22 protein-coding genes are annotated in these 21518 nt (G+C 70.7%); 13 read left to right on the top strand and 9 right to left on the bottom strand.

Features of this window, described 5'->3' with window-relative positions:
* Window positions 1–169 precede the first annotated feature (169 nt).
* From I6J71_RS11340 to I6J71_RS11320, 5 genes are read left to right on the top strand one after another with little or no spacing between them, the layout of a single operon-like run.
* The gene (locus I6J71_RS11340; RefSeq protein WP_239154658.1) at window positions 170–781 is read left to right on the top strand and encodes a YbaB/EbfC family nucleoid-associated protein; all 612 of its coding nucleotides are present in this window, start codon (window positions 170–172) and stop codon (window positions 779–781) included.
* On the top strand, window positions 781–1104 hold the full coding sequence (locus I6J71_RS11335; protein WP_204094681.1) for a type VII secretion target: 324 nt from the start codon (window positions 781–783) through the stop codon (window positions 1102–1104). The genes I6J71_RS11340 and I6J71_RS11335 overlap by 1 nt, the downstream gene beginning before the upstream one ends.
* Window positions 1101–2369 (top strand): hypothetical protein, encoded by a 1269-nt coding sequence (locus tag I6J71_RS11330; RefSeq protein WP_204094680.1) that lies wholly within the window; start codon window positions 1101–1103, stop codon window positions 2367–2369. Before I6J71_RS11335 ends, I6J71_RS11330 begins: the two co-directional genes overlap by 4 nt.
* Window positions 2366–2851: a hypothetical protein gene (locus I6J71_RS11325; RefSeq protein ID WP_204094679.1), complete on the top strand. Its 486-nt coding sequence runs from the start codon at window positions 2366–2368 to the stop codon at window positions 2849–2851. The genes I6J71_RS11330 and I6J71_RS11325 overlap by 4 nt, the downstream gene beginning before the upstream one ends.
* Window positions 2848–3339 carry a hypothetical protein gene (locus I6J71_RS11320; protein ID WP_204094678.1) on the top strand — a complete coding sequence of 164 codons (492 nt, stop codon included), beginning with the start codon at window positions 2848–2850 and terminating at the stop codon, window positions 3337–3339. The genes I6J71_RS11325 and I6J71_RS11320 overlap by 4 nt, the downstream gene beginning before the upstream one ends.
* Here I6J71_RS11320 and I6J71_RS11315 read toward each other — a convergent pair.
* The 4 genes from I6J71_RS11315 to I6J71_RS11300 all read right to left on the bottom strand — a co-directional run bounded on the left by I6J71_RS11315 (window position 3326) and on the right by I6J71_RS11300 (window position 7188).
* Entirely contained in the window at window positions 3326–3901 is a 576-nt protein-coding gene (locus I6J71_RS11315; RefSeq protein WP_204094677.1) for a TetR/AcrR family transcriptional regulator, read from the bottom strand. The two genes, I6J71_RS11320 and I6J71_RS11315, sit on opposite strands and share 14 nt — an antisense overlap.
* Window positions 3894–4721, bottom strand: coding sequence for an oxidoreductase (locus I6J71_RS11310; protein ID WP_204094676.1), 828 nt, complete (start codon window positions 4719–4721; stop codon window positions 3894–3896). The genes I6J71_RS11315 and I6J71_RS11310 overlap by 8 nt, the downstream gene beginning before the upstream one ends.
* Window positions 4718–5581, bottom strand: a complete 864-nt coding sequence (locus I6J71_RS11305) for an aldo/keto reductase (protein WP_204094675.1) — start codon at window positions 5579–5581, stop codon at window positions 4718–4720. The genes I6J71_RS11310 and I6J71_RS11305 overlap by 4 nt, the downstream gene beginning before the upstream one ends.
* Window positions 5582–5691: 110 nt before the next feature.
* A complete protein-coding gene (locus tag I6J71_RS11300; RefSeq protein WP_204094674.1) occupies window positions 5692–7188 on the bottom strand; it encodes a CoA-acylating methylmalonate-semialdehyde dehydrogenase in 1497 nt (498 codons plus the stop codon).
* 141 nt (window positions 7189–7329) lie between these two features.
* On the opposite strand from I6J71_RS11300, the gene I6J71_RS11295 reads away from it, so the two are divergent.
* Together I6J71_RS11295 and I6J71_RS11290 are read left to right on the top strand one after the other, a co-directional pair.
* Window positions 7330–8997, top strand: coding sequence for a PucR family transcriptional regulator (locus tag I6J71_RS11295; RefSeq protein ID WP_204094673.1), 1668 nt, complete (start codon window positions 7330–7332; stop codon window positions 8995–8997).
* 28 nt (window positions 8998–9025) lie between these two features.
* Entirely contained in the window at window positions 9026–9394 is a 369-nt protein-coding gene (locus I6J71_RS11290; protein WP_204094672.1) for an SSI family serine proteinase inhibitor, read from the top strand.
* Here the strand turns inward: I6J71_RS11290 and I6J71_RS11285 are convergent.
* The 3 genes from I6J71_RS11285 to I6J71_RS11275 all read right to left on the bottom strand — a co-directional run bounded on the left by I6J71_RS11285 (window position 9391) and on the right by I6J71_RS11275 (window position 13239).
* Window positions 9391–11082, bottom strand: coding sequence for a DUF4153 domain-containing protein (locus I6J71_RS11285; RefSeq protein WP_239154656.1), 1692 nt, complete (start codon window positions 11080–11082; stop codon window positions 9391–9393). The genes I6J71_RS11290 and I6J71_RS11285 overlap by 4 nt on opposite strands.
* A 418-nt stretch (window positions 11083–11500) precedes the next feature.
* Window positions 11501–12547: a HAMP domain-containing sensor histidine kinase gene (locus tag I6J71_RS11280; protein ID WP_204094671.1), complete on the bottom strand. Its 1047-nt coding sequence runs from the start codon at window positions 12545–12547 to the stop codon at window positions 11501–11503.
* Window positions 12544–13239, bottom strand: a complete 696-nt coding sequence (locus I6J71_RS11275; protein ID WP_204094670.1) for a response regulator transcription factor — start codon at window positions 13237–13239, stop codon at window positions 12544–12546. Before I6J71_RS11275 ends, I6J71_RS11280 begins: the two co-directional genes overlap by 4 nt.
* Window positions 13240–13459: 220 nt before the next feature.
* Between I6J71_RS11275 and I6J71_RS11270 the strand changes: the two genes are divergently transcribed.
* The 6 genes from I6J71_RS11270 (at window position 13460) to I6J71_RS11245 (ending at window position 19379) form a co-directional block, all read left to right on the top strand.
* Window positions 13460–15001 carry an NCS1 family nucleobase:cation symporter-1 gene (locus I6J71_RS11270; protein ID WP_204094669.1) on the top strand — a complete coding sequence of 514 codons (1542 nt, stop codon included), beginning with the start codon at window positions 13460–13462 and terminating at the stop codon, window positions 14999–15001.
* Window positions 14952–15794, top strand: coding sequence for a nitrilase-related carbon-nitrogen hydrolase (locus I6J71_RS11265; protein WP_204094668.1), 843 nt, complete (start codon window positions 14952–14954; stop codon window positions 15792–15794). The genes I6J71_RS11270 and I6J71_RS11265 overlap by 50 nt, the downstream gene beginning before the upstream one ends.
* Window positions 15794–17182 carry a dihydropyrimidinase gene (gene hydA, locus I6J71_RS11260; protein ID WP_204094667.1) on the top strand — a complete coding sequence of 463 codons (1389 nt, stop codon included), beginning with the start codon at window positions 15794–15796 and terminating at the stop codon, window positions 17180–17182. The genes I6J71_RS11265 and hydA overlap by 1 nt, the downstream gene beginning before the upstream one ends.
* Window positions 17183–17192: 10 nt before the next feature.
* Window positions 17193–18191 carry a TIGR03842 family LLM class F420-dependent oxidoreductase gene (locus I6J71_RS11255; protein ID WP_204094666.1) on the top strand — a complete coding sequence of 333 codons (999 nt, stop codon included), beginning with the start codon at window positions 17193–17195 and terminating at the stop codon, window positions 18189–18191.
* A 163-nt stretch (window positions 18192–18354) separates the two neighbouring features.
* On the top strand, window positions 18355–18873 hold the full coding sequence (locus I6J71_RS11250) for a pyridoxamine 5'-phosphate oxidase family protein (protein WP_204094665.1): 519 nt from the start codon (window positions 18355–18357) through the stop codon (window positions 18871–18873).
* Between the two features lie 338 nt (window positions 18874–19211).
* Complete coding sequence (locus I6J71_RS11245; protein WP_204094664.1) at window positions 19212–19379, top strand: hypothetical protein; 168 nt, start codon at window positions 19212–19214, stop codon at window positions 19377–19379.
* 47 nt (window positions 19380–19426) lie between these two features.
* Here I6J71_RS11245 and I6J71_RS11240 read toward each other — a convergent pair whose 3' ends face one another.
* On the bottom strand, window positions 19427–20647 hold the full coding sequence (locus I6J71_RS11240) for a serine hydrolase (RefSeq protein WP_204094663.1): 1221 nt from the start codon (window positions 20645–20647) through the stop codon (window positions 19427–19429).
* A 10-nt stretch (window positions 20648–20657) separates the two neighbouring features.
* The gene (locus I6J71_RS11235; protein ID WP_204094662.1) at window positions 20658–21473 is read right to left on the bottom strand and encodes a siderophore-interacting protein; all 816 of its coding nucleotides are present in this window, start codon (window positions 21471–21473) and stop codon (window positions 20658–20660) included.
* Window positions 21474–21518 lie beyond the last annotated feature (45 nt).

Genomic DNA, 21518 nt, shown 5'->3' with positions numbered 1-21518 from the left:
GGAAGCCTGAGTGCCCGGCGCTCAACCCGGCTCGCGCGGCCGCACGACCGGGCCGGGCGCATGAAGGTAAAGGAATGACAAATCGCCCTTAATTACGGCGAACCGGACAATTAAATTCTTGGCTTGCCCGCGGAACCGATTGCCGGTTTGCTGCCTCAGAGAGTACGTGGTGGGAACGGACAACCCGAGGGCAATTGTGGACAATAACGCGCGCGCACCCGAAATCGCCGAAATCGGACGCCGGGCCGTCGAGGCCCAGAAGCGCCTCAAGCACGTCGCCGCCACGGCGACGAGCAGTGACGGCGCCGTCACCGTGACGGTGAACACGAGCGGAGCGTTGCAGCAGGTCAGCTTCGGTCCGCGCGCGGAGGAGATCTCACGCAGCGCGCTGGCCGCCGCCGTGGTCGCCACGGCGCACCGCGCCCAGGCCCAGGCGGCGCAGCAGCTGAAATCGATCATGGCTCCGGTCATCGGCGAGAACAGCGACGCGATGCATTTCCTCGAAGAGCAGATCCCCACCCCGGAAGTCCCCGAGGAACAGGCCCCGGCCCAGGAAACGCGACAGTTCTTCAATCGCGAGGAGGACGCACCTCCGCCGCCGCGCCCGCCGGCTCCGCCCGCTCCCCCGGCGGGTGGGATGCGTCCTCCGGCGGGTGGGATGCGTCACCCTGCTCCGCCGGCCCCTCCCGCGCGCCCTGCCCGGCCCCAACGGCCGCCGGTGGACCCCTCCGATGACGACGACTACTACAACGGCGGCTCGATCCTGGGGAGGCGTTTCTGATGGCAGGGGACCTGGAGGTGCACCTTCCGGCACTGCAAGCACACAAGGGTGAGGTGCAAGACATCGCAGCGGGCGTGCACACCGCCGCCCAGGCCACCGTCGACGGCCAGGCGATGGGCGACGACGCGTTCGGGATCGTCGGTTCGCCGTTCGGCGCGGCGATGGAGATCTGGACGGGCATCGCGTCGATCTTCATCAACCACGTCGCCGACACGGCCGACGGCATCGCCGACAAGCTGGGGCAGGCTCACGACGCGTACGACGGCCACCAGCAGAAGGCTTCGACCCACCTCAACTCGACGCGCGGGGAGCTGCCGGCATGACCGAGACGCAGGAGAACCCGCTCGTCGCCCACTCGGAGTCGCCCAGCGGCTTCACGTCGAACATGGGCTCGTCGAGCCACGAGATGGACAACCTCAACGCCCAGACCTCCGGTGCGGGCATCCTCAACGACATCGCCTCGGGTATCACCGACGGCCGCAACGGCGACTGGCTGAACCTCGCTGCCGACGGGGTGACGGTCGGACTGGACCTGCTCGGCGTGCTGATGGACCCGCTGGGCTCGCTGGCCAGCGCGGGTGTCGGCTGGCTGATCGAGCACATCAGCTTCCTCAAGGAAGGCCTCGACAAGCTCGCCGGCAACCCCGAGGCGGTCACGGCCAAAGCCCAGACCTGGGACAACGTCGCCCAGCAACTGGAGCGCAGCGCCGGCCAGTACGAGCAGGCTGCCGCCAAGGTCGCCCCGGACTTCCAGGGCCTGGGCGGCCAGGCTTACCAGGACATGGCCAAGGGCTACGCCGCGACGCTGCGTGGCGCCTCGGGCCAAGCCCACGCCGCGTCGATCGGCATGAACGTGGCTGCCGCATTGGTCGGTACCGAGCGCGGCCTGATCCGCGACATGATCTCGTCGTTCGTGGGCGAGCTGATCATCAAGGCTGTCGCCGCACTGGCCGCGTCTTGGTGCACCTTCGGCGGCACGGTGGCGGCGTTCATCGCCGACACCGTCGTCGAGGGCGGCATTCTCGCCGAGAAGATCAGCGGCCGCATCGCGCAGGTCGTCGAGAAGCTCGAGAAGCTGATCCAGAGCGCCGGCAAGTCGCGCGCCGCCATCGAAGACGCCACCAACGCGCTCAAGAAGCTCGGCACGACGGCCGACAAGATCACCAACAAGAGCGTCGACGTCGCCGCGGCAGCCGAGAAGAAGGGCAACGAACTCACCGACGCCGCCCGCGCAGCCGGCAAATCCCACGTGGACGAAGGCGTCGCCGCGAAGGCCGACCGCTGGACCGAGGGCTCGAAGCCGAATCTCGGGGAACACGTCAAGAAGGCCGGTGAAACCGTCTCCGAAGACGGCCGCAGCTTCCTCAAGCCCGACGCCTGGAAGGACGCCAACGGCGACATCCCCAAGTGGAATTGGGCGGACACGACGGGAGTCGCGACGGAGTCACGGCGGCAGGAGAACGAGCAGTTCGCCCGGCACGACGAAGCGAGCAAGGCGTACGAAGAGGAGCGCAAGGAAGCCGAGTCCGAAGGCGGCGAAGGCGCAGGCGAGACCGCGTCCGAAGGCGGCGGAAAGAAGCCAGAGTGAAAACCGACCCCGAGGAAGTCGCCCACGTCAACAGCAGCAGGCGGCTTCATCCTTCGCCGTGGGGGAAGATCCTCAACTTCTGGTTCGCGGTCGTGCTTCTCGCTCTCGGGATCTGGGTCCTGACGATCATCCCGGGCTACTCGCAAGGCTGGGGCTTCATCCTCGCGGCCCCGGTCATCGTGATCATGGCGTTGCTCATCTGGTTCTGCGTCTTCCGGCTGCACGTACTGCGACCGGGAACGCTGACCTGGTTCACCGGCTACGCCCACGACATCGATCGGCACCGGCCGCTGCCCGACCAGTACCCGGTGCTGCTCTACACCGTGATGAGCCAAGGCAACCATGCGCACTACTACGTGCGTTTCAACGGAAAGCGGTTCGCGATCTTCGGCGACATGCACGCCAAGTTCCGGCCGGAGCAGGAGAACACGATCTACCTCGCCCCCAACGGCCGCACCATCGTCAACGTGGTACCGGCATGAAAACCGACCCCGAGGAAGTCGCCCGCATCAACCGCAGCGGCCGGCTTCACCCCTCGCAGCGCTGGAAGATCCTCGACTTCAACTTCTGGATGGCGGCCGCGCTCCTGGCCATCGGGATCTGGGTCCTCGCGATCATCCCCGGGTACTCGCAAGGCTGGGGTTTCATCCTCGCGGCCCCGGTCACCGTCGTCGTGGCCCTGCTCGTCTGGTTCTGCGTCTTCCGGCTGCGCGTCCTACGCCGCGGCAAGCTCACGTGGTTCACCGGCTACACCCACGACGTCGAACGGCACCGGCCCCTGCCCGACCGCTACCCGATCCTGCTCTACACGCAGATGAGCCAGGGCCAAAACCCGCACTACTACGCGCGCTTCAACGGCCGCACCTACACCGTCTACAGCGACATGCGCGCAAAGTTCCGGCCGGAGCAGGAGAACACCGTCTACCTCACCCCCAACGGCCGCAACATCGTCAACGTCATCCCTGCTTGAGCAGGCCCTCCAGTGCTGCCGAGGAGATCGCGTCGGCTTCCGCGACGGTGAGGGGCGCGTGGCCGGTCAGGCGGCGGAAGATCAAGGGGCCGAACAGGAGGTCGGTCGCGGTGTCCGTGTCCACTGAGGACAGGCCGGCGGCGGTCACGCGTTGCCACAGCACGGAAATCGCGGCGCGGCGACCGTCGAGGAAGTAGCGGCGGAAGTACGTGGCGGCTTCCGGGTCGGTGACGCACGCGGCCAGCAGCTGCGCGAACACCGTGCCGGCGGGACCGGCGTAGAACGCGCTCACGCGGCGAACCTGCTCCACCACGTCGGCGCGCGGGTCTCCGGTGTCGGGCAACGGGATCGCGTCCGCCATCTCCCGGCCGAACGCCTCGGCCGCCAGGGCGGTGCGGCTGGGCCAGTGCTTGTACAGCGTGGCTTTGCTGACGCCCGAGCGCGCGCTGATCGCGTCGACCGTCGCGGCGGGGAGGCCGCCCTCGGCCAGCAGGGCGCGTGCCGCGGCCAGGGCGGTCTCGTGGGCGCGCGCGCTGCGCGGGCGCAAAGGCAGCTCAGGCATGGTCCGTCGACACCGACAGAGCACGCCAGCGCGAGAGCTCGTCGCGCACGAAGTCCAGCTTCGCCTCCACCCGGGCGACCGAATCGGCACCGAGCTGGATCCGCAGCGGCGGCTCGTCGGACGCGACGACCGTGACGATCGCCTGCGCGGCCTTGCGCGGGTCGCCCGGTTGCTCGTGGTTGCGGGACGCCGCGCCGGCGCGAGTGGCGCCGGCTGTGGTCGCGTAGTCGGCGATCTCGCCGTCCGCCTGGTGCAGGCTCGACGAATCGAGGAAGTCCGTGCGGAACAACCCCGGCTCCACCACCGTCACGCGCACGCCGAGCGGCGCCAGTTCCGCGTGCAGCGCCTCCGAAAGCGCCTCGACGGCGAACTTCGTCGCGCCGTACACGCCCCAGCCCGCCCCGGTCGTGAAGCCACCGACGGAGCTGAGGTTCACCACGTGCCCCGAGCGCTGCCGCCGCAGCACCGGCAGCACGGCGCGCGTCACGGCGAGCAGCCCGAACACGTTGGCGTCGAACACCGCGCGAACGGCGCTGTCCGACGCCTCCTCCACGGCGCCCAGAAGCCCGCGCCCGGCATTGTTCACCAGCACGTCGATGCGCCCGAACCGGTCCAGCGCCGCGCCGACGGCGGCCGCTGCCTGCGCCTCGTCGGTGACGTCGAGGGCCACCGCGAGCACGTCGGGATGACCGGGGAACTCCTTCTCCACGGCCGCTGCCCGGCGCGCGGTCGCCACCACCTGGTCGCCGCGCTCCAGTGCCGCCCGCACGACCTCGAGCCCGAAGCCGCGCGACGCACCCGTGACGAACCAGACGCTCATCGCGCCGCCGCGCTCAGCGCCGCGAACTCGTCATCGCTCAGCTCGAGCTCGGCCGCCGCGGTGTTGTCCTCCAGGTGCTCGACGCTGGAGGTGCCGGGGATCGGCAGCATCACCGGCGAGCGCTTGAGCAGCCACGCCAGCGCGAGCTGCGAAGGCGACGCGCCGTGCTCGGCCGAGACCTTCGCGAGCGGGCTGTCCGCACCCGCGAGCGAACCGGTGGCCAGCGGAAACCAGGGGATGAACGCGATGCCCTCGGCCGTCACGTGGTCGAGCAGCGCCTCGGAGTGGCGATCGGCGAGGTTGAAGCGGTTCTGCACCGAGACGATCGTCGCCGTCTTCTGCGCTTCCCGGAGCTCGTCGATCGAGACCTCCGACAGGCCGATGTGCCGGATCTTGCCCTCCGACTGCAGCGCGGCGAGCTCGCCGATCTGCTCGGCGACGGGCACCTTCGGGTCGATGCGGTGCAGCTGCAGCAGGTCGATCCGCTCCAGGCCGAGGTGGCGCAGGCTCAGCTCGACCTGCTGGCGCAGGTACTCGGGCCTGCCGACGGGGATCCACTGGTTCGGCCCCTGCCGCGTGAAGCCGGCTTTGGTCGCGATCACGAGGTCGTCGGGGTAGGGGTGCAGGGCCTCGTGGATGAGCAGGTCGGCCACGAACGGGCCGTACGCGTCGGCGGTGTCGATGAGCGTGATCCCCAGTTCGACGGTCCGGCGCAGCACGCGCACCGCGCCCTCCGGGTCACGCGATTCGCCCCAGACACCGGGGCCCGGCAGCTGCATCGCGCCGAAACCGAGCCGTACCACGGGCAGGTCACCGCCGATGGCGAACGTTCCCGACGCTCGTGCGGGCTGTGCGGACATGCTGGCCTCCTAAAGTGAACTGAACGTACAGTTCAGTTTAGGCCGCTCGCCGTGACCCCTGCAAACCCCGTCCGGGGAAGCACCCCTCGAAGCTTCCCCGGACGAGCAGGTCAGGTGTTTTTCGGGAACCCGAGGTTCACCCCGGCGTGTGAGGTGTCCGGCCAGCGCGAAGTGACGACCTTGGTGCGCGTGAAGAAGTGGAAGCCCTCGGGCCCGTACGCGTGCGTGTCGCCGAACAGCGAGTCCTTCCAGCCGCCGAACGAGTAGTAGCCCACCGGAACCGGGATGGGCACGTTGACGCCGACCATGCCCACCTCCACCTCGTTCTGGTAGCGCCGTGCGGCGCCACCGTCGCCGGTGAAGATCGCGGTGCCGTTGCCGTACGGGTTGGCGTTGACCAGGTTCAGCGCGTCGTCGAAGCTCGCCGCCCGCGCGACGGACAGGACGGGGCCGAAGATCTCGTCGGTGTAGACCGACATGCCGGGGCGGACCCGGTCGAACAGCGTCGGGCCGAGCCAGAACCCACCCTCGGCGCCGCGGACCTCGATCCCGCGCCCGTCCACCACGAGCTCGGCGCCTTCACCCACGCCGGCGTCCACATACGACGACACGCGGCCGTGGTGCGCCTTGGTCACCAACGGCCCCATCTCCGACTCCGGATCACGGCCGTCGCCGACGCGCAGGCGCTCCATCCGCTCGGTGATCTTCGCGACGAGCTCGTCACCGATCGGGTCCACGGCGACGACCACCGACACGGCCATGCACCGCTCCCCCGCCGAGCCGAACCCGGCCGACACCGCGGCGTCGGCCGCGAGGTCGAGGTCGGCGTCGGGCAGCACGACCATGTGGTTCTTCGCACCGCCGAGGGCCTGCACGCGCTTGCCGTGGCGCGTGCCGGTCTCGTAGACGTAGCGCGCGATCGGCGTGGAGCCGACGAACGAGATCGCCTTGACGTCGCGGTGCTCCAGCAGCCCGTCGACCGCGGCCTTGTCACCGTGCAGGACGTTGAAGACCCCGGCCGGCAGCCCGGCCTCGGCCAGGAGCTCGGCGATGAACAGCGCCGCCGACGGATCTTTTTCACTGGGCTTGAGCACCACCGTGTTGCCGCACGCCAGCGCGTTGGGCACGAACCACAACGGCACCATCGCGGGGAAGTTGAACGGCGAGATCACGCCGACCACGCCCAGCGCCTGCGAGATCGAGTACACGTCGACGCCGGTGGAGGCGTTCTCGGTGAAGCCGCCCTTGAGCAGCTGTGCGGCGCCGCACGCGTATTCGACGTTCTCGATCGCCCGCGCGACCTCGCCCGCCGCGTCGGACTCGACCTTGCCGTGCTCGCTCGTGATGATCTTGGCGAGGTCGTGCTTGCGCACGGTCAGCAGCTCACGGAAGGCGAACAGCACGCGCGTGCGCCCGGCCAGCGACGTGCCACGCCACCCGGGCAGCGCCGCCGCGGCCGCGGCCACCGCCTGGTCGACCTCGGCCGGTCCCGCGAAGTCCACCTTCGCCCGGACCTCGCCGGTCGCCGGGTCGTACACGTCGCCGGTGCGCCCGGCCGCGCCGGTGAACGGCTTGCCGTCGATCCAATGGCTGATGCGGTCGGTCACGACGTCGGCTCCTTCTCTCGGGTCGGTGTCCACCCGAGTCTCCGGGCGGCCGCCACGCGGACGCCATCGGCAACGTGTACGGACTCCCGCGTGCGGCCGTACAGTCTGTGCCTGCCGGTGCGGAAGGAGGGCCGAGGCCGGATGTACCCGACCGTCTCCGAGGTGCTCGCGCTGCCGGCGCTGCGCCAGGGCCAGCCTCACGTCGTGGCGGGCAGCACGGGGCTCGACCGGCCGGTGCGCTGGGCGCACGTCGCCGAGGTCGCCGACATCGCCCACCTGCTGCGCGGTGGTGAACTGGTGCTCACGACCGGCGTCGCGCTGCCGGATGACGGGCCGTCACTGGCCCGCTACGTCGCCGACCTCGCCGAGGTGGGCGCTGCCGGTGTGGTCGTCGAGCTCGTGCGGCACTGGCACGACCGGCTGCCGAGAACGCTCGTCGAGGCAGCCGAACAGCGCGGACTGCCGCTCATCACGCTTTCGCGCGAGACGCGTTACGTCGCGGTGACCGAGGCCGTGAACGGGCTGATCGTCGACGCGCAGGTCGCCGAGCTGCGCGCGGCCGAACGCGTGCACGAGACGTTCACCGCGCTCACCGTCGCGAGCGCGGAGCCCGGGGTGGTCCTCGGCGAGGTCACGCGCCTGACCGACCAGCCCGTGGTGCTCGAGACGCTGGCTCACGAGGTACTCGCCTACGACGCGGCCGGCACCGATCCCGGCGAACTGCTCACCGGCTGGCCGGCGCGGTCGCGGGTGGTGCAGCTCGGCGAACGGACCGGGTACCACGCGAGGGCCGGCTGGCTCGTGACGGTGGTCGGCGCGCGTGGCCACGACTGGGGCCGGCTCGTGCTCGTCTGCGCGGAGCCACCGCCGCACCGCTACCGGGTGGTGGCCGAGCGGGCGGCGTCGGCGCTGGCCGTGTACCGGCTCGTCACGCGGGACGCCGACACGCTGGAACGGCAGGCACACCGTGCGGTGCTCACCGAGCTGCTGGCCTCGCCGGCGCCGTCGGCGGAACTCCTGGCGCGGGCGTCGGCCCTGGCTGTGCCGCTGCCCGGGCGGCGGCTGGTCGGGCTCGCGGTGCGGCCGCGGGTGGCGGCGACGTCCCGGCAGTCGCTGTCGACCCCGCCGCTGCTGCGTGAGCTGGCGGAGGCGACGGTGCTGGCCGCGCGGCGGGCCAAGGTCTCGGCGCTCGTGGCCGCGGACGAAACGTGCGTGCGGGCGCTGCTCGCGCTGTCCCCGGAAGCGCACACCGAAGCGGTGCTGTCGCGGTTGGCCGCCGACATCCACGAGGCGCGCGCCAGTGCGCCCGGCGTGATCGCGGTGGGTACGACCGTCACCGGGCCCGCGGAAGCGCGCCGGACGCTGGTCGAGGCCGCGCAGGTGGCTGCGGCGGCGCTGAGCGAGGGCGGCGACGGCGGTGAAGGCACCGAGCGGCCCCTGCACCGCCTGCACGACGTCCGGCTGCGCGGGCTGCTGCACCTGCTCGCGGGCGACGAGCGCGTGACGGCGTTCGCCGCGCGCGAGCTGGGGCCGCTGCTGCAGCGCGATGCCGCCACGGGCAGCCGCCTGGTGCAGGCGCTGCGGCACTACTGCGCGCACGGCGGCAACAAGTCGGCGGCGGCCGTCGCGGCCCACACCTCGCGCACGGCGTATTACCAGCAGCTCGCTCGCATCGAACAGGTGCTCGGGGTGCGGCTGGAAGACCCGGAGTCGATGTTGTCGCTCTACGTCGCGCTCCTCGCTCACGACCTCACCGGCGACCCCACTCTTCCGGGGGAGGAAAGCTCACCCGGACGAGGAACACAGTGATCAGGTTCCGGCTGCCGATAGCCGGAGCATGGTATTTTCTTCCTTCGCCCCGATCGCGGCGGCCGTGCTCGGCCTCGGCGGGGTCACGGCCCCGGTGCCCGCGTCGGCGCTCCAGCTGACCATGCACGAGACGACAGGGCGCGTCAGCGCCGTTTCGCTCACCTGCGACCCCGCCGGCGGCACCCACCCGAAGGCCGGCGCGGCCTGCGCGACGCTCACGGGCGCCGACGGTGACATCTCGCGGATCAAGCCCCGCCTGCAGCGCTGCACGATGATCTACTCGCCGGTCGACGTCGCGGCGTTCGGCACGTGGCACGGCCGGCCGGTCACGTTCCACGCGACGTTCGCGAACAAGTGCGCCGCCGACGCCCAGACCGCGGGTGTGTTCGGCTTCTAACCGCAGCGAGCGGGCGGGATTCGCGCGTCGAGGGCCCTGGTCCGGCTGAGGTTCCAGCCGGGCCAGCCGGCGCCGTCGACCAGGTCGTCGTCGTCCAGGCGCAGCACGATCGGTCCCGCCACGCACTCGGCGTTCGGCAGGCGTTCGACGACCACCGGCACGATGTCGGCGGAGAATCCCCGCAGGTACCGGACGTCGAGCGGTTTCCCTTGCTCGGCGCGATCGATGTTCGCACCGGCGATGAGCGCCTCCGGATTCACGACCGCGAGCGCCAGCACCGCCGCGACCGCCGTCCCGATCGCGGCGCGCGGCAGCCACGCCGAGCGCAGGGTGATCAGCGCCGCGCCGACGAGCAGGAACACGCAGCCGAGCCAGATCTCGCAGACCTCCACGAGCAGGCGCAGCACGGTGAAGCCGTAGGCCTCCTGATAGGTCCACATGCGACTGAGCGCGGAGACGACGAGGACCAGGCTCAGCGCCGCGAGCGCACCCAGCAGGATCCGTTGCCGCAGCCGGTCTTGCGGCGTCGCCCGAGGCGCCCAGCGCAAAGCGGCCATGACGATGCCGAGCGTGAGGACCGTGCACGCGCACAGCTGCCAGAAACCGCCGCGGGCGTATTCGGCCGAGGTGAGGCCGCCGGTGTGCAGCACGTAGCTCGTGCCGCCGAACAACTCGACGGCCCGCACGAGCAGGTACACGGCGAAGAGCACGACCAACGTCACGAGCGGTACCGTCCACACGAGACTGTCCTTCGTCGACCTCCCGGGTGTTTCCACGGCGCGCTGCGGTGGTCCGGCCAGGAGGTAGCACGCACCGGCGGTGCCGAAGAGCCCGGTGCAGAACAGGAATCCCCACCGCACGGTCGAATCCAGCCGCAGATCGGGCACGAGTTCCTCGACGAAGTGCGCGAAGGTCTCGTCGGCGCTCGTCAGCAACGGTACGAACACGACGAGCACCGCCCCCGCGGCCAGGACGGCACCCAGCACGCGCCCGCGCTGCGTCCCCCGGCCCCTCAGCCCGCGCGCAACCCACGGCACGCCCCGGACCGCCTCGATCGGCACGGCGAGGACGTCGTAGAACGCGGAGTTCACGGTCCGCGGCCCCACCACCGCCAGCGAACCGGCCACCCCCGCGGCCACCACGCACAACACGAACAACCACTCCGACGCCCGCACCGCGCCGACCCCCAGCAGCAGGAGCGCGAGCACCGCCCACGCGACCGTCGTCTTTCCCCGCTTCGGCGTTTCGGACGTGCGCGCCTTCCGGTCCACCGGGACGAGCACCGCCGCCACCACCAGCCCCGCCAGCACCCACCCGAGCCCGGGCCGGTCGAGCGGCACCAACGCCGCGCTCGCCACCCCGGCCAGCCCCGCGCCCGGCAGGACCCCTGCCGCCATCGGCACCAGCGCCGACTTCGGGACGGGCCTCAGGAGCACCGGCGTGAACGCCGCCCCGGGCGGCGCCGCAACGGCCACCCCGGACTGCTGCCGTCCGGTCGCCTCGCCGTGCTCCCCGGCGGCGGCCGCGCGCTCGGCACCAGCGCGCTCGCCGTTCCCGGCCGGCAGGTCACCCCCGACCGCCTCGACGGGCTCGGCGCCCAGCGCCTCCTCGGCCTCCGGCGCTGTGCCGAGCCGAGCGGGGCCGGCCGCGTTGCCGGGCTCCCCGGCCCCTTCACACTCGGTTCTCACCGGCCCGTCCGCACTTCTCTCCCCGACGGTCGCGCACTCGGCACCACTACGCTCACCCACCCCGGCCGACGATGCACCCGCGGCCGCCCCGGCGCGCTCGGCACCACGCTGCTCGCCGACCTCCCTTGCTGCGCCGGAGGATGTCGGGCCGGCCGCGTCAGCGGGCTCCCCTGCGCCCGCACGATCGGTCCCCACCGACAAGTCCGTCACTCCCGCCGCAGCGCGCGCGGCGCCATCACGCTCGCCCGCCGCCGGTTCGCCGGCTGGGGCAGCCCCCTCGGCTCCCCCAGCCGGAGTGACCTCCGGCGGTGCCGCGTGCGCCGGTCTCGGCATTTCCTCGGTCAAGAAAGGTCCTCCGTGTTCGCCTTTGCAAATAGCACAGCCCGGAAGGGCTCCGGACCACCAAGCGTGGAAACGATCAGGCCGGCAGCGTCACCCGGATCCGGCACCCCGGTGTGGCGCCCGAGTCCGCAACCCCGGCCGGCTCCACGACGCCGATCGTCCCGCCGTGGAGTTCGACCACCCAGCGGGCGATGGCCAGCCCCAGCCCCGTCCCGCCACCGCCGGCGCGTTCACCGCGGGTGAAGCGCTCGAAGACCCGATCCCGGTCGGCGACGGGAATGCCCGGTCCCTCGTCGCGAACCTCGATCCGCGCCTCCCCGGGCCGGACCACCGCGCGGACCTCCACCGAACCGCCCGCCGGGCCGTGGCGGGCCGCGTTCTCCAGCAGGTTCACCACGACCTGGTACAGCCGTTCGCGATCGGCCGTCACGGCGGCACCCGGCGGCGACACCGACACGTCGAAGCGCACCCCGCGCCCCGCGGCGGCCGCCATGGCTTCGGCTTCGGCGGCGACCTCGGCGAGCAGCTCCTCGAGGTCCACGCGCGAGAGGTCCAGCGGCAACGTCCCCGCGTCGATGCGGGACAGATCCAGCAGTTCGGTGACCAGCCGGCCGAGGCGTTCGGTCTGGTGCAGGGCCGTGCGCAGCGTCGCGGTGTCCGGGGAGGCGACGCCGTCGACGAGGTTCTCGAGCACGCCGTTCAACGCGGTGATAGGCGTGCGCAGCTCGTGGGAGACGTTCGCGATGAGCTCGCGCCGCTGCTGGTCGGCGGTGGCGAGGTCGGCGGCCATCTGGTTGAACGCGTTCGCCAGCGAGCCTACCTCGTCGCGGGCCGTGGCGCGGATGCGGCGCGTGTAGTCACCCTTCGCCATCGCGCGGGCCGCCGCCGTCATCTCGCGCAGCGGCCGTGTCATGCCGTGGGCCAGGATCTGCGACGTGACCAGAGCGATGAGCATCGCGGTCACCGTTGTCGCCGGTGGCAGCCAGCCGATGCGGGCCCAGAAGAAGAGGAACGCGATCGCGCCCGCGGCCAGCATGAGGATCGCCAGCTTGAGCTTGATCGACCGGATCGGGTCGAGCGGTCTCGGCAGCAGGTCGACAGCTTTCGACAGCAGCACCTTCACGCCGGCACCTCCAGTGCGTAGCCCACCCCGTGCACGGTGCGGATCAGGTCGGCGCCGAGCTTGCGCCGCAACGCTTTGATGTGACTGTCGACCGCCCGCGTCCCCGCCCCGCCCGCCGGCACGGCCCAATCCCACACCTCGCTCAGCAGCCGTTCGCGCGGCTGCACCGCCCGCGGCCGCCGCGCGAAGTGCACCAGCAGATCGAACTCGATCGGCGTCAGCTGCGCGGCGACACCGGCGCGCACCACGCGCCGCTGCTCGATGTCGATCTCCAGGTCCCCCAGCACGATCCGCTCCGGCGCCGCCGCCTGCGCCGACCGTTCGACGCGGCGCAGCAGCGCCGAGACCCGGGCACTGAGCACCCGCATCGAGAACGGCTTGGTGAGGTAGTCGTCAGCCCCGACGCCCAGGCCAACGAGCAGATCCGTCTCGTCGGCGCGCGCCGTCAGCATCAGCACCGGGACCGGCCGCCGCGCCTGGATCCGGCGGCACACCTCGAGCCCGTCGAACCCCGGCAGCATCACGTCGAGCACCACGAGGTCCGGGTCCGCCGCCGCGTCGGCTGCCACCGCCGCCGGTCCGTCGTGCGCCAGGTCGACGGTGAAGCCCTCCGCGCGCAGCCGGGCGGCGATCGACGCGGCGATCGTCAGGTCGTCCTCGACGACCAGCACCCGCCGTCCCCCTCTGTCCATGCCGCCGACTCTAGGGAACCGCTGTGGAGCCCATCCGGGTGAGCTGTGGAGATCTTGTGGAGATGTGACGTCCGGATTGCCCGGTTGTTACGACCGTAGTGTGACGCACGTCATGCACGGACCGGACGCGGAGCGCAATCGACAGTCTGCGCCGAGGGCGTCCGAAGAGTGAACAGTCTGCCTCTGCCACCCGCCCGCGCGTGGCGCGCAGGATTCCGAAATGGAGGCGACGACACGTACGCACGCCGACGGCCGGGTGGAACTCGGCGACGTCCGGTCTCTGGAGGGCAGCCGGTTCTTCAACGCCGAGCTGGCGCCGGTCCCGGTGAAGAAGCGAACCTGGACCACGTACAACTACTTCGCGCTCTGGATGGGGATGGCGCACAACATCCCCAGCTACGCCCTCGCGGCGTCGCTCATCGCGCTCGGCATGAACTGGGTGCAGGCGCTCATCACGATCACGATCGGCAACCTCATCGTTCTCGTGCCGATGCTCCTCAACAGCCACGCGGGCACGAAGTACGGCATCCCGTTCCCGGTGTTCGCCCGCGCCTTCTACGGCCTGCGCGGCGCCAACCTCGCCGCGCTGCTGCGCGCGTTCATCGCGTGCGGCTGGTTCGGCATCCAGACGTGGGTGGGCGGCGAGGCGATCTACGTGATCGTCGGCCGCCTCGCCGGCTCCGGCTGGCGCGACTCCGCCGTGGTCTGGGGCCAGCACTGGACGCTGTGGCTCAGCTTCGGCGTGTTCTGGATCGTGCAGATGCTCATCATCTGGCGCGGCATGGACGCGGTGCGGAAGTTCGAGAACTGGACGGCGCCGCTCGTGTCGGTCGGCTTCCTCATCCTGCTCGGCTACGTGCTGGTGAAGGCGGGCGGGCTCGGCCCGATCCTCGAAGACGGCGGCAAGCTCGGCTGGGGCTCGGACTTCTGGCAGGTGTTCGCGCCGTCGCTGATGGCGATGATCGCGTTCTGGTCCACGCTCTCGCTCAACATGCCGGACTTCACGCGCTTCGGCGGCAGCCAGCGCAAGCAGGTGCGTGGCCAGATCCTCGGCCTGCCGACGACGATGACGTTCATCGCGATCGTCGCCATCCTCACCACCTCCGGCGGCCACGTGCTCTACGGCGAGGACATCTGGGACCCGGCCCAGCTCGCGGACCGCTTCTCCAGCCCGGTCGTGGTGGTGGTCGCGCTGGTCGCGCTCGTGCTGGCGACGATCTCGGCGAACCTCGCGGCCAACGTGGTGAGCCCCTCCTACGACTTCTCCAACGCGTTCCCGAAGCGCATCACGTTCGCGCTCGGCGGCCTGATCACGGGGATCATCGGCATCGCGATCCAGCCATGGCGGCTCTACTCCGACCCGAGCATCTACATCTTCGCGTGGCTGGGGTTCTACGGCGGCCTGCTCGGCTCGGTCGCCGGCGTGCTCGTGGCCGGCTACTGGGTGATCAACCGGACCCGGCTGCGGCTGCTGGACCTCTACAGCCGAGGCGGGATCTACTGGTTCCGCAGCGGCTGGAACTGGCGCGCCCTCGTCGCGACGCTGGTGGGTGCGGTGCTCGCCGTCGGCGGCGCGTACGGCGGCCCCTTCCCCGCGGACGGTCTCATCCCGTTCCTCAAACCGCTCTACGACTACAACTGGGTGATCGGCTTCGCCGGCGCGTTCGTCGTCTACGTGCTGCTCGCCCTGCCCATCACGAAGGAGGAGACAAGTGAGCGACCTGGTCCGAGCCGGATTGATCCAGCAGCGGTGGACGGGTGACAAGGAGTCCATGATCGGATGCGCCGTCGACGCCATCGGCAAGGCGGCTTCGCAGGGCGCCCAGGTCGTCTGCCTGCAAGAGCTGTTCTACGGCCCGTACTTCTGCCAGATCCAGGACGCCGACTACTACTCCTACACCGAGGGCATCCCCGACGGCCCCACCACAAAGCTCATGCAGGAGGTCGCCGAGCGCCACGGGGTGGTGCTGGTGGTGCCGATGTACGAGCAGGAGCAGCCCGGCGTCTACTACAACACCGCGGCGGTGATCGACGCGGACGGGAAGTACCTGGGCAAGCACCGCAAGAACCACATCCCGCAGGTCAAGGGGTTCTGGGAGAAGTTCTACTTCCGGCCCGGCAACCTCGGGTACCCGGTGTTCGACACGGCGGTGGGCCGCATCGGCGTGTACATCTGCTACGAGCGCCACTTCCCCGAAGGCTGGCGCGCGCTGGGCCTGGCGGGCGCGAAGATCGTGTTCAACCCGTCGGCGACGAGCCGGGGCCTGTCGGAGTACTTGTGGCGGCTCGAGCAGCCGGCGGCCGCCGTGGCCAACGAGTACTACGTGGGCACGATCAACCGCGTCGGCGTGGAACCGCTGGGCGACAACGACTTCTACGGTCAGTCGTACTTCGTGGATCCGCGCGGGCAGCTCGTGGGCGACGCCGCCTCGGACACCGAGGAGGAGATCGTGGTGCGCGATCTCGACCTGGGCCGGCTCGCCGAAGTGCGCGACCTGTGGGCGTTCTACCGCGACCGCCGTCCGGACAGCTACGGCCCGCTGACGGAGGCCTGATGACCACCACGCTGATCAAGGGAGGCCAAGTCGTTTCGCCTTCGGGCGCGGTGGCGGCCGACGTGCTGGTGGACGGCGAGCGCATCACCGCTGTCGCCGCACCCGGTGCGCTGCAGCAGGCCGACGAGACGATCGACGCGACCGGCAAGTACGTGCTGCCGGGCGGGATCGACGCGCACACCCACATGGAAATGCCGTTCGGCGGCACGCACTCGGTGGACACGTTCGAGACCGGCACGATCGCGGCGGCGTGGGGCGGCACGACCACGATCGTCGACTTCGCAGTGCAGGCCAAGGGCACGTCCCTGCAGTCCACTCTGGACAAGTGGCACGGCAAGGCCGACGGGAACTGCGCGATCGACTACGGGTTCCACATGATCGTGTCGGACGTGAACGACTCCACGCTCAAGGAGATGCAGGCCTGCGTGGACGCCGGCGTCGGCAGCTTCAAGATGTTCATGGCCTACCCCGGCGTCTTCTACTCCACCGACGGCGAGATCCTGCTCGCGATGCAGAAAGCCCGCGAGATCGGCGCGACGATCATGATGCACGCCGAGAACGGCATCGCGATCGACCAGCTGGCGGCACAGGCGTTCGAAGCGGGGCGGATCGACCCGTTGCAGCACGGGCTCACCCGGCCGCCGGAACTGGAGGGGGAGGCGACGTCGCGCGCCATCCGGCTCGCCGCCGTGACGGGTGCGCCGCTCTACATCGTGCACCTCTCGGCGGCACAGGCGCTCGCAGCTGTGGCGGAGGCGCGCAACGACGGGCAGAACGTGTTCGCGGAAACCTGTCCGCAGTACCTGTACCTGTCCATCGAGGACCTGGCGAAGCCGGACTTCGAGGGCGCGAAGTTCGTGGCTTCCCCGCCGTTGCGGGAGAAATCGCACCAGGCTGACCTGTGGCGCGGGCTGCGGACCAACGACCTTTCGGTGGTCTCGACGGACCACTGCCCGTTCTGCTTCAAGGACCAGAAGGAGCTCGGCCGCGGCGACTTCCGGGCGATCCCCAACGGGATGCCGGGTGTCGAGCACCGGATGGACCTGCTGCACCAGGGTGTGGTGGCGGGCGAGATCTCGCTGGGCCGCTGGGTCGAGACGTGCTCGGCGACGCCGGCGCGGATGTTCGGGCTGTATCCCCGCAAGGGGGTGATCGCCGCGGGGTCCGACGCGGACATCGTGGTGTACGACCCGTCGGCGAAGCAGACGCTGTCGGCCGAGACGCACCACATGAACGTGGACTACTCGGCGTACGAGGGGTTCGAGCTGACGGGGAAGGTCCACACCGTCCTCTCGCGCGGCCGGGTCGTGGTGTCGCCGGCCGGGTTCACGGGTGCGCCCGGGCACGGCGAGTTCCTGTCCCGGGACCTGAACCAGTATCTTAATTAGGGAGGACGCCGTGGATTTCGGGATCGTGCTGCAGACCGATCCGCCGGCGTCCGACGTCGTGCGGCTGATGAAAGCGGCGGAGGACCGGGGGTTCCGCTACGGCTGGACGTTCGACTCGTGCGTGCTGTGGCAGGAGCCGTTCGTGATCTACTCGCGGATCCTGGCGGAGACGTCCTCCCTGGTGGTCGGGCCGATGGTGACGTCGCCGGACACGCGTGACTGGGCGGTGATGGCGTCGACCTTCGCCACGCTCAACGACATGCACGGCAACCGCACCGTGTGCGGCATCGGCCGCGGCGACTCGGCCCACCGCGTCGTCGGCAAGCCACCGTCCACTTTGGCCACGGTGCGCGACTGCATGCGCGTGGTGAAGGACCTCGCCGAGGGCCGTGAGGTCACGATGAACGACACGGTGGTGCAGATCCCGTGGGTGCGGGGCGGCCGGCTGGAGATGTGGATGGCCGGCTACGGGCCGAAAGCGCTGAAGACCGTCGGAGAGCACGCCGACGGCTTCATCCTGCAGTGCGCCGACCCGGCGATCGCGCGCTGGACGGTCGGTGCGGTGCGCGAAGCCGCGCGGGAGGCCGGGCGCGATCCGGGTGGCATCACGGTCTGCGTGGCGGCGCCCGCGTACGTCGGCGAGGACCTGGCGCACCAGCGCGAGCAGCTGCGCTGGTTCGGCGGCATGGTCGGCAACCACGTTGCCGACCTCGTCGCGCGCTACGGCGACTCGGGGCCGGTGCCCCACGAGCTCACCGACTACATCAGCGCGCGCACGGGTTACGACTACAGCCACCACGGCCGGGCGGGCAACCCGTCGACGGACTTCGTGCCCGACGAGATCGTCGACCGGTTCTGCCTGCTGGGTCCCGCCTCCGCGCACGTCGCGCGGCTGCAGGAACTCGCGGCGCTGGGCGTGGACCAGTTCGCGCTGTACCTGATGCACGACCAGCGCGAGGAGACGCTGGCAGCGTACGGCAGCCAGGTCGTCGGGAAGCTCGTGACCTGATCCTCCGGCGGTGCTCCGGTGCTCGGGACACCGCCGGAGGTTTTCCCGCACCTGGCCGCCGTGGTGACCGCCAGTGGGGACGTTGCCGGCGCGGGTGTTCTGCCGCGCGGAGTTCCTTTGCCGGTCCTTGTCGATTCCACGCCGGCTCGTTCGACGTGTGGGCATGACTGAACTCATCGGAACCAAGAACCTCGACATCTACGGGAACGCGGAGCTCCCCTGGAGCCGCCCGCTCGACCTGCTCGTCCGCGACACTCCCACGGCCGACCTGGCCTTCTTCCTCACCACGGTGCGCTCCGACGGCCGGCCCCACACGGCCGCCGTGGGCGCGGTGTGGCAAGACGACACGCTCTACTTCGTCAGCGGCCCGGGCACCCTGAAGTCCCGCCTGATCTCCGGCAACCCGCACTGCGCGGTCGGCGTGCGCCTCGAGGGCATCGACCTCACGCTCGAAGGCACGGCGACCCGCGTGACCGACGCGGCGGACCTCGAGCGCCTCGCCGCGGTCTACCGCTCCGGCGGCTGGCCCGCCACCGTCGCCGACTCGGCCTTCACGGCGCCCTACAGCGCTCCCAGCGCGGGCCCCGCCCCGTGGCACCTCTACCGCCTGTCCCTGCGCCGCGCCGTGGGCGTCGCCGGCGCGGAGCCTTACGGGGCCACGGAGTGGACGTTCGCGCAGTGAACCGCACTCCCCGCACGGGTGACGCGACCGGACGGTCCGACCGAGCAGTCGTTCGACCTCGACTCGGCCGTCAGCGCGGCCAGTGAACTCACGGTCATCGGCCGGCTCAAGCGCATCCTCACCGCGCAGTTCGAGCAGCCCGAGGACGAGTGGGTGCGATTCCTGACGACGCGTGCGGGAACAGTTCGTACCGCTGGTCGAAAAGGCGATGCGGCAAGTCCTCAACGAGCAGGTCGACGACCGGCTCAAGAGGCGCTCGGTGGTCCGGACGGCGATGCTTCGTTCTCCATCGGCTTGACGTCCCGAGCGGAACCCGAGCCGGCGTCCAGTACCTCGGGGTGTTCGACGAGAACAAGGCGGAGACCCGGATTCCCGTCGACAGCGCCGAGGACATCTGCCGGCAAGCTGACCTGCTGCGTGCCCCCGTCGCCCGGTACCTGGCCCCGACGGCCTCGGCCACGCCCGAACCGGCCGTTGCGCAGATCGGCGCCGGCGTCTCCTGGTGAGGCCGAAGGCGGTGCGCCGGATGACCGAGGGCGCACCGCCAACCGGTTCAGTCGACGATGGCTTGGTAGACCAGCTGACGCAGCTGCTGCCGGATCGGGTGGGTGCTCGAGGGCAGGAGCTGCGTGTAGAACGCGACCGTCAGGTCTTCCACCGGGTCCACCCAGAACGCCGTCGACGCGGCGCCGCCCCAGGCGAATTCGCCCGGACTGGACAGGGTCTTCGCCTTGACCGGGTCTTCGAGCACGGAGAAGCCCAGGCCGAAGCCGAAACCGTCGAAGGGCATTTCGGCGAACAACGGGCGGCCGTAGGCCTCCAGGTCCACGTGGCCCGGCAGGTGGTTGCTGGCCATCAGGTCCACGGTCCGCGGCCCCAGCACGCGCACGCCGTCCAGTGAGCCGCCGCGCAGGAGCATCTGGGTGAAGCGGTGGTAGTCGGCCGCGGTCGAGACCAGGCCGCCGCCGCCGGAGAAGCAGTCGGGGCTGGCGGTGCCGAGGGCGCCGAAGGCGTCGTTGCGCACGGGCAGCTTGGTGCCGGGCTGCGGAACGTACAGCGCCGCCAGGCGGTCGGTCTCCTTGGTCCAGAAGCCGGTGTCCGTCATGCCCAGCGGGCCGAAGATGCGCTCCGCCAAGACCTCGTCCAGCGGCTTGCCCGCGAGCACCTCCACGAGCCGCCCGAGGACGTCGGTGGCGACGGAGTAGTTCCACTCGCTGCCGGGCTGGAAGACGAGCGGGAACTCGGCCCACGCGCGGGTGCAGGCAGCGAGGTCCAGACCCGGCGGCGTGCCCCACTCGTAGCCCGACGCGCGGTACACCGCGTCGACCGGGTGCGTGTGGTGGAAGCCGTAGGTCAGCCCGGCCGTGTGCGTGAGCAGGTGCCACAGCCGGATCGGCTCGGTCGCCGCCTCCGTGACGGGCCGCAGCGCCGAGCCCTTGGTGTAGACCTGCGGCGCCGCGAATTCCGGCAGCCACTGGGAAATGGGATCGGTGAGGTCGATCACGCCCTCTTCGACGAACGTCATGGCCGCCACCGAGGTGATCGGCTTCGTCATCGAGAAGATGCGCCAGATGGTGTCGTGCTCGACGGGCGCGCCCGACTCCATGTCACGATTGCCATGGGAGGCCACGTGCACGATGCGCCCGTGCCTGCTCACCACAGTGAGGTAGCCGGGCAGCCGCCCGTCGTCCACGTAGGCATCGAAGTGCCGGTCGATCCGCTTGAGCCGTTCACCGTCGAACCCCGCCGAAGACGGGTCGGTCTCCACGTTCATGTCCGCGAGACTAGCGGTTTTCCGCAGCCCGTTCGGCTGCCTTCTCCTCGCGCCACGCCTCGTCGTTCTTGCCCTCGCGCCAGTACCCGGAGATCGACAGCGCCTCCTTCGGCACGCCGCGCTCCCCGAGCAGGTACCGGCGCAGCTCGCGGACGAACCCGGCCTCGCCGTGGACGAACGCGTGCACGCCGTCCCCCGGCCACGGCAGCGCCTTCACGCCGGCGGCGAGGTCGGCGCCGGCCGAGCGGTGCAGCCAGGTGATCTGAGCGTCGGCTTTCGTCACGAGCGGCTGCTCCTCGGTCGCGTCGGACACGAGCAGGAACACGTGCGCGCGAGCCCCGGCCGGCAGGACCTCGAGCGACGCGGCGATGGCCGGCAGCGCGGCTTCGTCGCCCACGAGCAGGTGCCACGCCGCGTCGGGCCGCGGGGCGTACACGCCCCCGGGCCCGGAAACCAGCAGCTCGTCACCCGGTTGGGCGCGCATCGCCCACGGGCCGGCGAGGCCCTCGTCGCCGTGGACCACGAAGTCGAGCACGAGTTCGCCGGCGGCTTCGTCGTAGGAGCGGACGGTGTACGACCGCATCCGCGGGCACTGCTCGCGCGGCAGTTCCGCGCGGATGCGCTGCAGGTCGAACGGCTCCGGGTACTCGACACCCGGCACCTTGAAGATCACTTTCACGTACGCGTCGGTGAACTCGTTGGGCGTGAACTCGCGCAGACCTTCGCCACCGGCCACGATCCGGATCATGTGCGGAGTCAGGTTCTCCTTGCGCAGAACCGACAGGCGCACGGCCGGCCTCCCCTTGCGCGCCGGAGCTTCGGCCATCGGACACCACCCATTCACTAAGGTTTGCCTATCTTGCGCCCACCG

It is taken from the genome of Amycolatopsis sp. FDAARGOS 1241 (genome assembly GCF_016889705.1).
Classification (GTDB): Bacteria; Actinomycetota; Actinomycetes; order Mycobacteriales; family Pseudonocardiaceae; genus Amycolatopsis.
The sequence above is the reverse complement of the archived record's forward strand: the minus strand, read 5'-3'. Positions and strand labels throughout refer to the sequence as shown.

Excerpts from the sequence above, each read along its gene's own strand:
- I6J71_RS11275 (WP_204094670.1), bottom strand. The coding sequence starts at position 13,239 with ATGGACAGAGGGGGACGGCGGGTGCTGGTCGTCGAGGACGACCTGACG.
- I6J71_RS11335 (WP_204094681.1), top strand. The coding sequence starts at position 781 with ATGGCAGGGGACCTGGAGGTGCACCTTCCGGCACTGCAAGCACACAAG.
- I6J71_RS11240 (WP_204094663.1), bottom strand. The coding sequence starts at position 20,647 with ATGAACGTGGAGACCGACCCGTCTTCGGCGGGGTTCGACGGTGAACGG.
- I6J71_RS11295 (WP_204094673.1), top strand. The coding sequence starts at position 7,330 with ATGTACCCGACCGTCTCCGAGGTGCTCGCGCTGCCGGCGCTGCGCCAG.
- I6J71_RS11235 (WP_204094662.1), bottom strand. The coding sequence starts at position 21,473 with ATGGCCGAAGCTCCGGCGCGCAAGGGGAGGCCGGCCGTGCGCCTGTCG.
- I6J71_RS11305 (WP_204094675.1), bottom strand. The coding sequence starts at position 5,581 with ATGTCCGCACAGCCCGCACGAGCGTCGGGAACGTTCGCCATCGGCGGT.
- I6J71_RS11315 (WP_204094677.1), bottom strand. The coding sequence starts at position 3,901 with ATGCCTGAGCTGCCTTTGCGCCCGCGCAGCGCGCGCGCCCACGAGACC.
- I6J71_RS11250 (WP_204094665.1), top strand. The coding sequence starts at position 18,355 with ATGACTGAACTCATCGGAACCAAGAACCTCGACATCTACGGGAACGCG.
- I6J71_RS11270 (WP_204094669.1), top strand. The coding sequence starts at position 13,460 with ATGGAGGCGACGACACGTACGCACGCCGACGGCCGGGTGGAACTCGGC.
- I6J71_RS11290 (WP_204094672.1), top strand. The coding sequence starts at position 9,026 with ATGGTATTTTCTTCCTTCGCCCCGATCGCGGCGGCCGTGCTCGGCCTC.
- I6J71_RS11320 (WP_204094678.1), top strand. The coding sequence starts at position 2,848 with ATGAAAACCGACCCCGAGGAAGTCGCCCGCATCAACCGCAGCGGCCGG.
- I6J71_RS11330 (WP_204094680.1), top strand. The coding sequence starts at position 1,101 with ATGACCGAGACGCAGGAGAACCCGCTCGTCGCCCACTCGGAGTCGCCC.
- hydA (WP_204094667.1), top strand. The coding sequence starts at position 15,794 with ATGACCACCACGCTGATCAAGGGAGGCCAAGTCGTTTCGCCTTCGGGC.
- I6J71_RS11310 (WP_204094676.1), bottom strand. The coding sequence starts at position 4,721 with ATGAGCGTCTGGTTCGTCACGGGTGCGTCGCGCGGCTTCGGGCTCGAG.